Below are 9,037 nucleotides of genomic sequence, written 5' to 3'. Positions count from 1 at the left end.
CCCCGGCCGAAGTGGACGCCGCCGAGGCGTACTACAAGGAACTCGGGTGCCGCACCGAGCGCCGCAAGGACGGCTTCTCCAAGGGCATCGGCGACTCCGTCCGCGTGGAGGACCCGCTGGGCTTCCCGTACGAGTTCTTCTACGACGTGGAGCACGTCGAGCGCCTCACGCAGCGCTACGACCTCTACAGCGCCGGCGAACTGGTCCGTCTGGACCACTTCAACCAGGTCACCCCGGACGTCCCGCGCGGGCGCAAGTACCTTGAGGACCTGGGCTTCCGCGTCTCCGAAGACATCAAGGATTCCAACGGCGTCACCTACGCGGCCTGGATGCACCGCAAGCAGACCGTCCACGACACTGCCCTCACCGGCGGCGACGGTCCGCGCATGCACCATGTTGCCTTCGCCACGCACGAGAAGCACAACATCATCCAGATCTGCGACAAGATGGGCGCCCTGCGCATCTCCGACCGGATCGAACGCGGCCCCGGCCGCCACGGCGTCTCCAACGCGTTCTACCTCTACATTCTGGATCCGGACGGCCACCGCATCGAGATCTACACCCAGGACTACTACACCGGAGACCCGGACAACCCCACCGTCACCTGGGATGTCCACGACAACCAGCGCCGCGACTGGTGGGGCAACGCGGTAGTCCCGTCCTGGTATACCGAGGCCTCCCTGGTCCTGGACCTGGACGGCAACCCCCAGCCGGTCATCCAGCGCACCGACGCTTCCGAAATGGCCGTGACCATCGGGGCCGACGGCTTCTCCTACACCCGCGAACCGGGCGAAGAGCGCGGCTTCAAGGTCGGCGCCCAGCTGTAACAAAGCTGTAGCAAAGCTCGACGGCGGGGCGCGGCACACAGCCGCACCCCGCCGTCGCGCGTTAAATTGCGGTTGCTGTGCGTTCGGCTGGTAGGTGGGGACGAACAGACGTTAACGGGTTGCTGCAGGCGCGGGATAGACGACGGCTCTGCTGAGCGGGCACGCAGGGATGGCGAACCGGCAGATGAGCGCGGCCAGTGCCAGCGCGGCGGCGGTGACAGTGAGCATGATGTTGGCCGGCGCCGGGAGTTCCTGGACAAGGACGAAGACGCCCATGGCCAGGACGAAGAGTCCGAAGCCCTTGCGCATGGCCGCTTCGGGGATGCGGCCGGCGAGGCGGGATCCGGCAACGGAGCCGGCGATCGCGGCCGCGGTGACGGCGGCGACGAGGCCCCAATCGAGGTTGACTGTAGTGAGGTAGCCGCCGAGTCCGGCGAAGGATTTCAGGGCGATGACGACCAGCGAGGTGCCTACGGCGACGGGCATGGCGAGGCCGCCGAGGAGGGCGAGGGCCGGGACGACGAGGAAGCCGCCCCCGGCGCCGACGAGTCCGGTGACCAGGCCGACGACGAGGCCTTCGAGGATGACCTTGAGGGCGGGCAGTTCGCACTCGTTGGCCGCGGCGGTCTTTTTCCTTCGGCCGCGGATCATGGCGATGGAGGTCGCGACCATCATGAGGGCGAAGGCGATCATGAGGATGGTGCCAGGGATGTGTCCGCCGAGTAGGCCTCCACCGAACGCTCCGGCCATGCCTGCGGCGCCGAAGATCAGGCCGGTGCGCCACTTCACCCGGCCTTTACGGGCGTGGTCGACGGCGCTGAATGCCGAGGTGACACCGACGACAAACAGCGACGCCGCGATGGCTTCCTTGGGGTCGAGGCCTGCGACGTAGGTGAGGATGGGGACCGTGAGGATGGAGCCTCCGCCGCCGAGCAGGCCGAGGGAGAGTCCGATGACTACGGAGAGCAGCAGGGTGGCCGTGAGGGCGACGGTCATGCGATTTGTCTTTCTGGTGTGGCGGCCGGTTCCCGCTCTGGGTGGGGCCCGGGCGGGAACCGGCTTAGGGGAGGGGTCAGGCGGAGGTGCGGGGCAGTTGCCGGATGGCGCTGTCGGCAGTGGGTTCAGCTGCGGTCCTGTTCCACGGCATCTTGGACAGGGCCTTGCCCATGGCGCAGGTGTTCGTCGCCGCGGAGAAGGTCAGGCCGGTGCCGATGGCACCGGCAAGCAGGCGCAGCCTGGGGGAGACGAACTTGCCGGCAAGGAGGCCGCCGACGACGAGGGTGCCGGCTGCCATGCGGACCTGGCGTTCGAGGTCCCAGCGCTGGACGCCGCGGAAGACGTCGCCGCCGGCGGCAGCGAAGCCAGGTACTCCGCCGGTGAGCACGCAGGCCGAGCCGATTCCGGCGCTGCTCAGGCGCTGGCGGGCCTGCTCGGCGCGGACGCCGGACTGGCAAACCAGGACAACCCGCGCCCCAAGTCGTTCGGCGAGTTCGTCCGTGTGCTCGGAAAGCAGCGGCAGCGGCACGTTGTAGGAGCCACGGATGTGCATGGTCTCGAACTCGGCGGCGGAACGGACGTCGATGACGGTCAGGTCCTCGTGCTGGTCCATCCATTCACGCAGCGTCTGCGCGTCGAGGGCGGTTACGGTCGTAGTTTCGGAAGCCAAAGGGGAGTTTCCTTTCCAGGGGTGTGGGATGTTTCGCCACAACTCTGCCACATACCCCCTAGGGTATGCAACAAACCCCGTGGGGTATAGAATAGGGAAAGACTTCCATCCCGAGGAGAACACCATGCAGCTCGACAGCACCGAACTCACCCCGGTCATCAACCGGCTCAAACGCGCCCAGGGCCAACTCGCCGCCGTTACGCGGATGCTGGAGGAAGGCCGCGACTGCAAGGACGTGGTCACCCAGCTCGCCGCCGTGTCGAAGGCGCTGGACCGGGCAGGGTTCGCGATTATTTCCACCGGCCTGGAGCAGTGCCTGGCCAAGCAAGACAACTCCCTCGACAAGAAGGAACTGGAAAAGCTCTTCCTCTCCTTGGCCTGACCCCGGCAGGCCGGACAAGGCGACCTCGCGCGATGGACTGCGCGAGGTCGCCTTCTTGTTTACTGGCGTGTAATGGCTAGCGGACCGGCCCGTTCTCTCCCGTGTTCTGCCAGTTCTCCCAAGCGGCGTAGCTGCCGTCGAGTTCGACGACGTTGTAGCCCGCGCGGCGCAGCGTGCTTGCGGCGACGGAGTTGCGGGCCCCGCTTTGGCAGTACGTCACGATGGGACTGTCGGCCGGAAGCTGGTCCAGGTTCCAGAGCACCCGGCCGGCGCTGAGCTGTTTGGAGCCGGGGATGTGGCCGGCCGTGTGCTCGCTCTTGTTCCGCACGTCCAGGACAAGGGCGGCGTCGAAGCCGTCGAGCTCCTCGGGGCGGATCAGGGGCGGAACCGCGATGGGCAGCCCGTCCAAGCTCGTTGTGTAGCCGGCGACGTTGTCGATGCCGACGCGCACGAGGTGGTCCCGCATCTGCTGTGCGGCGTCCTGGTCGGGGGAGAGCAGGACCAGCGGGCGGTCGTCGGTCTCCGGGTCATAGGCCCAAGCGCCGAAGCTGGCGGCCTTGTTGCCGGCCGGGATATTCAGGGCGCCGGCCACGGTTCCTTCATGGACCTGCTCGTTGGGGCGGGTATCGACAAAGGTCACCTTGTCGGCTGCCAGGTCTGCGGCGACGGCCTGGTTGTCCAACTCGGGCAGTGGGCCGCGTTCGCCCAGAATCTCCGGGCCGAGGCGGTTCTGGCGCTTCATCCGGCCGAAGTAGGCGTGTGCGTCGGGCTGGCCGTCGAGCAGTTCATGGATGAAGCCCTGCTCGTCGTTGGCCTCCAGGTACTTGCCCCACCAGGCGTACAGCCGCTCATAGCCGACGGTCGTGGAGGGGATGGCGCCGAGGGCCTTGCCGCAGGCGCTGCCGGAACCATGGCCCGGGTGCACCTGGACGTGGTCCGGCAACGCCAGGAACTTGGTCCGCAGGCTGGCGAAGAGCTGCTTCGCGCCCTCGAAGCGGGTGTCGACGCCGCCGGCGGCCTCGTCCAGCAGGTCCGGGCGGCCCAGGTCGCCGGCGAAAACGAAGTCGCCGGAGAGCAGGTAACCGGGCTGGTCGCTGAACGCCCCGTCGGTGACTAGGAACGAGAGGTGCTCCGGGGTGTGCCCGGGCGTATGCAGGGCCTGGACCGTGATGTTTCCGATCGAGATGGCATCGCCATCGTGCAGTCGTTCGGCGTCGAACCCGTACTGCCAGTCTGTCCCGCCTTCACCGGAAACGTAGATACCGGCGCCGGTAGCCGTGCCCAGTTCGCGGGTCCCGGAGAGGTAGTCGGCGTGGATGTGCGTCTCGGCCACAGCCACGATCTTCATCCCGTTGGCCTTGGCTAGGTCGAGGTAAACATCGATGTCGCGGCGGGCGTCGACTACCACGGCCTCACGCTTGCGCTGGCAGCCGATGAAGTAGCCGGCCTGGGACAGGTCCTGGTCATAGATTCGCTCGAGCAGCATCTCGTCTCCTTGTCGTCGATTCCCGAAGTACCCCCGGGGGTATTATTTCGATAGCAATGGTAATACCCATGGGGGTATAGGGCAAGTCCCCGTCCGCCTCTTCGGAATACCCTCCGGGGTATGTATGATGAGGGTTGGCGCACGTAAAGCGGCTACTTACCGAAACTTGATGGAGGGACTTGTATGTGCCGGACGGCGACATGCCAAAAATGCGGAAAGGCGACATGGGCGGGCTGCGGCAACCATGTGGACCAAGTGATGCGTAACGTTCCGCAGTCCCGCCGCTGCACTTGCGCTCCGGGGGCCGGCTGGCAGCCCGGCGTCGGCTTCATCTGGATCAAGGAACTCTTCGGCCGGCGACGCGCCCGCCGTCGTTCTCAGTAATCCAGGGGTTCGCGACCCAACAGGGCATCTTCGACGGCGGCCGTCCGGCGGCGCAGCGCCTCGGCTACGGCGGCGACGGCGGGCTGGCGCAGCGAGTCCGGGCGCAGCACCATCCAATAGGGGAGGCGTTCCCGGAAATCCTCGGGCAGCAGGCGCACCAGGTCAGGGTGGCGGCCGGCCATGAAGCAGGGCAGGAAGCCGATCCCGGCACCGGCCCGCGTGGCCTCGACGTGGACGAAAACGTTGGTGGAACTGAGCGAATCCAGCATGTCCGGAACCAGCCGCCGCGGGGCATCCAGATCGTCCACCTGCAGCATCGAATCGACGAAGTACACCAGCCGGTGGTCGCTCAGTTCGGCGACGCTGGCGGGCGTGCCGAAGTCCTCCAGGTAGCGGCGCGAGGCATACATCCCCAGCATGTAGTAGCCCAGCCGGATCGCTTCGGCGCGGTGCACCTGCGGCTCGCCGACCACCACCTCCAGGTCCAGGCCCGAGCGGTGCTGCAGCGCCCGGCGGGTGACGTTGACGATCTCCACGCTGAGGTTCGGGTGTTTCCGCCGCAGCTGTGCCACCGCCGGCGCGATGATGAAAGCGCTGAAGCCGTCCGTGGCCGAAATGCGTACGACGCCGGCAATCTGGTCCGCTTCTTCCTCGCCTTCGTTGATGGTTGCCACCGCGGTCTCCACGTCCTCGGCTGCCCGCACGGCCCGGCGGCCCAGGTCCGTCAGCTCCCACCCGCCCACGGTCCGGGCCAACGTCCGGCCGCCGAGGCTCTTCTCCAACGCGGCGATCCGGCGCGACACGGTGGTGTGGTTCAAACCCAGGCTCTCGGCCGCCGTCGTAAATCTTCCTGTCCGCGCAACGGCGAGCAGGATCAGCAGATCGTGGGGGTTCGGGGCGGCGGCGCCAGGGGACTGGAGGTTCATATCTGCAATTGTGCACTTCATCTCTGCGTAACTGGTCATTGATGCACACAGCTGGCTGTGTCCATACTCGGTAGAGCCGTCCTGTGTGCTGGAACACAGGGCCCCCGCAACGCCGATGTCAACGCTGACACCTGCAGAACAAAGGAGTGCGCCGATGAGCGTCAACAAGCCGACGGACGTCCCGGAGACGGAGAAGTCGGGACTGAAAAAGATTGTGGCAGCCTCGATGGTGGGCACGGTGGTGGAGTGGTACGAGTTCTTCCTCTACGCCACCGCCGCCTCGCTGGTCTTCGGCCAGTTCTTCTTCCCCAACGCGGACACGGAGCTGGACGGCATCATCGCGGCCTTCCTGACCTACGCGGTGGGCTTCATCGCCCGTCCGCTCGGCGGCATTGTGTTCGGCCAGATCGGCGACAAGCTCGGACGCAAGCACACGCTGCAGGTCACCATCATCATGGTCGGCGTGGCCACGTTCCTGATGGGCTGTCTGCCCGGCTTCGACTCCATCGGCTACTGGGCGCCGGCACTGCTGGTGATCCTGCGGTTTGTCCAAGGCTTCGCCGTGGGCGGCGAGTGGGGCGGAGCCGTCCTGCTGGTGGCCGAGCACAGCCCGAACAAATCGCGCGGGTTCTGGTCCAGCTGGCCGCAGGCCGCCGTTCCGGTGGGCAACCTGCTGGCCACCCTGGTGCTGCTGGGCATGTCCTGGATCCTCCCCTCTGACCAGTTCCTCAGCTGGGGCTGGCGCGTGGCCTTCTGGGTGTCCGCGTTCATCGTCATCATCGGTTACTACATCCGCACCCACGTCAGCGAGGCGCCGATCTTCCTCGAAGCCCGCGCCCAGGTGGAAGCCGACAAGGCCGTCAGCTACGGCGTGATGGAGGTTGTAAAGAAGTACCCCAAGGGCATCTTCGGCGCCATGGGCCTGCGCTTCGCCGAGAACATCCTCTACTACATCATCGTCAGCTTCACCATCGTGTACCTGAAGACCGAGCACGAGTACGACACGAGCCAGTTGCTGCTGGCGCTGCTGGTGGCCCACGTCATCCACTTCATTGTGATTCCGCAGGTCGGCCGGCTCTCGGATGCTTTCGGCCGCAAGCCGGTCTACCTGGCCGGTGCGGTGCTCGGAGCCAGCTGGGCGTTCTTCGCCTTCCCGATGTTCGACACGCAAAACCCGTTCATCATCATCGCCGCCGTCACCGTCGGCCTGTGCTTCCACGCGCTGATGTACGCCGGCCAGCCGGCCATCATGGCGGAAATGTTCCCCACCCGCATGCGCTACTCCGGCGTCTCCCTGGGCTACCAGGTCACCTCGATTGTGGCCGGTTCGATGGCGCCGATCATCGCGACCGCGTTGCTGCAGGACTTCGGCTCCTGGCTCCCGGTGGCCATCTACGTGGCGGTGGCCTGTGCCATCACCGCCGTCGCGGTAATCACGCTGAAGGAAACCAAGGGCGCCTCGCTGCATGACATTGACGACGCCGACGCCCGCAAGCATGGGCTGAACACCGCCCGGGTCAGCAACTGACTCAGTCCACGCCCGCAACAAGCACAGCCTGCTCTACGTAAGGGAACTTTCATGACCAACGAAACCGAACGGACCAACCCGTCCGCGGCGCAACCACTGGCAGGCAAGCGGGCCCTGGTCACCGGCGGCGCCGGCGGGATCGGTTTAGCCGTGGTGCATGCGCTGGCCGCCCGCGGCGCCCACGTGGTCGTCGCGGATATGGACCAGGCCGGTGCCGAGGCGGTGGCCAGGGAAGTCGGCGGCTCAAGCTGGGCAGTCGACCTGCTGGACCCGTCGGCCGTCACCGATGACCGGCTGACGGAGGCGCTCGACGGCGTGGACATCCTAGTCAACAACGCCGGCATCCAGCACGTCAGCCCCATCCAGGACTTCAACCCGGAGGACTTCCGGCGGATCCTGACGCTGATGCTGGAGGTCCCGTTCCTGTTGATCCGTGCGGCGCTGCCGAAGATGTATGCGCAGGGATTCGGACGGATCATCAACGTCTCCTCGGTGCACGGGCTGCGTGCTTCGCCGTTCAAATCCGCCTATGTCACCGCCAAGCACGGGCTCGAAGGCCTCTCCAAGGTCACGGCGTTGGAAGGCGGCGAGTACGGCGTCACCAGCAACTGCGTCAACCCCGGCTACGTCCGGACCCCGCTGGTGGAGAAACAGTTGGCGGACCAGGCGCGGCTCCACGGCATCCCCGAATCCGAGGTGCTGGCCAAGATCATGCTGACCGAAAGCGCCATCAAGCGCCTGGTCGAGCCGGAGGAAGTGGCCTCGCTGGTGGCCTGGCTCGCCAGCGACGCGGCGGCCATGGTCACGGGCGCCAGCTACACCATGGATGGCGGCTGGTCCGCGCGGTAAACGGCGCCTCCCGCAACAAAGTTACGTTCGACGTCGGCACGCAGGTGGGTTTTGCCCCCACCTGAGTGCCGGCGTCGTTTTGTTGCGGTCACGCTCTGGAACTCGTCGAGTGCGCCGGGCGGGGGCAGATAGACTGCTGATAAACCGGACCAACTCGTGAGTAAGGAGAGCCCGTCATGAAGATTGTCGTGTTGGCCAAGCAGGTGCCGGACACTTGGTCGGACCGCAAGATCAACTTGGAAACCGGCATGCTGGACCGGGAAGCCTCCGAGCCGGTGCCGGATGAGATCAACGAGCGTGCCCTGGAAGTCGCGCTGCAGTACAAGGACGCGAACCCCGACGTCGAAATCGTCGCGCTGTCCATGGGGTTGGAAGATACGACTAAGACGCTGCGCAAACTGCTGTCGATGGGCGCCGACTCAGCCGTGTTGGTCACGGATCCCGTGCTGGCGGGATCGGACATGGTCCAGACTTCACGGGTGCTGGCGGCTGCGGTGCAGCGGATCGCCCCGGACCTGCTGGTGGCCGGCAATGAGGCCACCGACGGCCGCGGTGGAATGGTCCCGGCGATGGTCGCGGAGATTTTGGGCTGGCCGGTGCTGCCCAGCCTGGATGAGGTGACCATCACCGCTGAGGGTGTCTCCGGGACAACGCAGGTCGACGGCGGGTCGCTGAGCCTCAGCTCCGGGCTGCCGGCGGCTATCTCTGTCACGGAGAAGTCCGCGGAGGCGCGCTTCCCGAATTTCAAGGGCATTATGCAGGCCAAGAAGAAGCCGATGGAAACCTGGTCCCTAGCGGAGCTGGGCATCCAGGCCGGCCCGGATGCGGCCGCTGTGCGCTCGGTGATGGTCTCCGCCGAGGCGCGCCCCCCGAAGGAGGCCGGTCCGAAGGTCGTCGACGACGGCACGGCGGCCAGCCAGTTGGCTGAGTTCCTCGCCGCCCAGCGGTTGATCTGATCGCACACCTGACTTGATGACCTGATTGACCGG

10 protein-coding genes are annotated in these 9,037 nt (G+C 66.3%); 6 read left to right on the top strand and 4 right to left on the bottom strand.

Going from position 1 to position 9,037, the window contains the following annotated elements:
• A partial coding sequence (hpaD, locus tag HGO92_RS19260) for a 3,4-dihydroxyphenylacetate 2,3-dioxygenase (RefSeq protein WP_169997728.1) occupies positions 1–827 on the top strand: 827 nt, incomplete at its 5' end.
• Between the two features lie 111 nt (positions 828–938).
• Here hpaD and HGO92_RS19255 read toward each other — a convergent pair.
• On the bottom strand, positions 939–1,823 hold the full coding sequence (locus HGO92_RS19255; RefSeq protein ID WP_169997726.1) for a sulfite exporter TauE/SafE family protein: 885 nt from the start codon (positions 1,821–1,823) through the stop codon (positions 939–941).
• A gap of 76 nt (positions 1,824–1,899) precedes the next feature.
• Entirely contained in the window at positions 1,900–2,493 is a 594-nt protein-coding gene (locus tag HGO92_RS19250; protein WP_277351928.1) for a rhodanese-like domain-containing protein, read from the bottom strand.
• Positions 2,494–2,617: 124 nt separating this feature from the next.
• Between HGO92_RS19250 and HGO92_RS19245 the strand changes: the two genes are divergently transcribed.
• Positions 2,618–2,875 carry a metal-sensitive transcriptional regulator gene (locus tag HGO92_RS19245; RefSeq protein WP_169997722.1) on the top strand — a complete coding sequence of 86 codons (258 nt, stop codon included), beginning with the start codon at positions 2,618–2,620 and terminating at the stop codon, positions 2,873–2,875.
• Positions 2,876–2,951: 76 nt separating this feature from the next.
• On the opposite strand, the gene HGO92_RS19240 is transcribed toward HGO92_RS19245, so the two are convergent.
• Positions 2,952–4,361: an MBL fold metallo-hydrolase gene (locus HGO92_RS19240; RefSeq protein ID WP_169997720.1), complete on the bottom strand. Its 1,410-nt coding sequence runs from the start codon at positions 4,359–4,361 to the stop codon at positions 2,952–2,954.
• A gap of 183 nt (positions 4,362–4,544) precedes the next feature.
• On the opposite strand from HGO92_RS19240, the gene HGO92_RS24900 reads away from it, so the two are divergent.
• Positions 4,545–4,745, top strand: a complete 201-nt coding sequence (locus tag HGO92_RS24900; RefSeq protein ID WP_169997719.1) for a DUF8730 family Cys-rich protein — start codon at positions 4,545–4,547, stop codon at positions 4,743–4,745.
• Here HGO92_RS24900 and HGO92_RS19230 read toward each other — a convergent pair.
• Complete coding sequence (locus tag HGO92_RS19230) at positions 4,739–5,671, bottom strand: LysR family transcriptional regulator (protein ID WP_240974777.1); 933 nt, start codon at positions 5,669–5,671, stop codon at positions 4,739–4,741. The genes HGO92_RS24900 and HGO92_RS19230 overlap by 7 nt on opposite strands.
• 154 nt (positions 5,672–5,825) lie before the next feature.
• On the opposite strand from HGO92_RS19230, the gene HGO92_RS19225 reads away from it, so the two are divergent.
• The 3 genes from HGO92_RS19225 (at position 5,826) to HGO92_RS19215 (ending at position 9,004) form a co-directional block, all read left to right on the top strand.
• On the top strand, positions 5,826–7,199 hold the full coding sequence (locus HGO92_RS19225) for an MFS transporter (protein WP_205834758.1): 1,374 nt from the start codon (positions 5,826–5,828) through the stop codon (positions 7,197–7,199).
• A gap of 51 nt (positions 7,200–7,250) precedes the next feature.
• Entirely contained in the window at positions 7,251–8,048 is a 798-nt protein-coding gene (locus HGO92_RS19220) for a 3-hydroxybutyrate dehydrogenase (RefSeq protein WP_169997713.1), read from the top strand.
• Between the two features lie 176 nt (positions 8,049–8,224).
• Positions 8,225–9,004 (top strand): electron transfer flavoprotein subunit beta/FixA family protein, encoded by a 780-nt coding sequence (locus HGO92_RS19215; protein WP_169997711.1) that lies wholly within the window; start codon positions 8,225–8,227, stop codon positions 9,002–9,004.
• Positions 9,005–9,037 lie beyond the last annotated feature (33 nt).

Source organism: Crystallibacter degradans, assembly GCF_012952295.1.
In the GTDB taxonomy this organism is placed as follows: Bacteria; Actinomycetota; Actinomycetes; order Actinomycetales; family Micrococcaceae; genus Crystallibacter; species Crystallibacter degradans.
The sequence above is the reverse complement of the archived record's forward strand: the minus strand, read 5'-3'. Positions and strand labels throughout refer to the sequence as shown.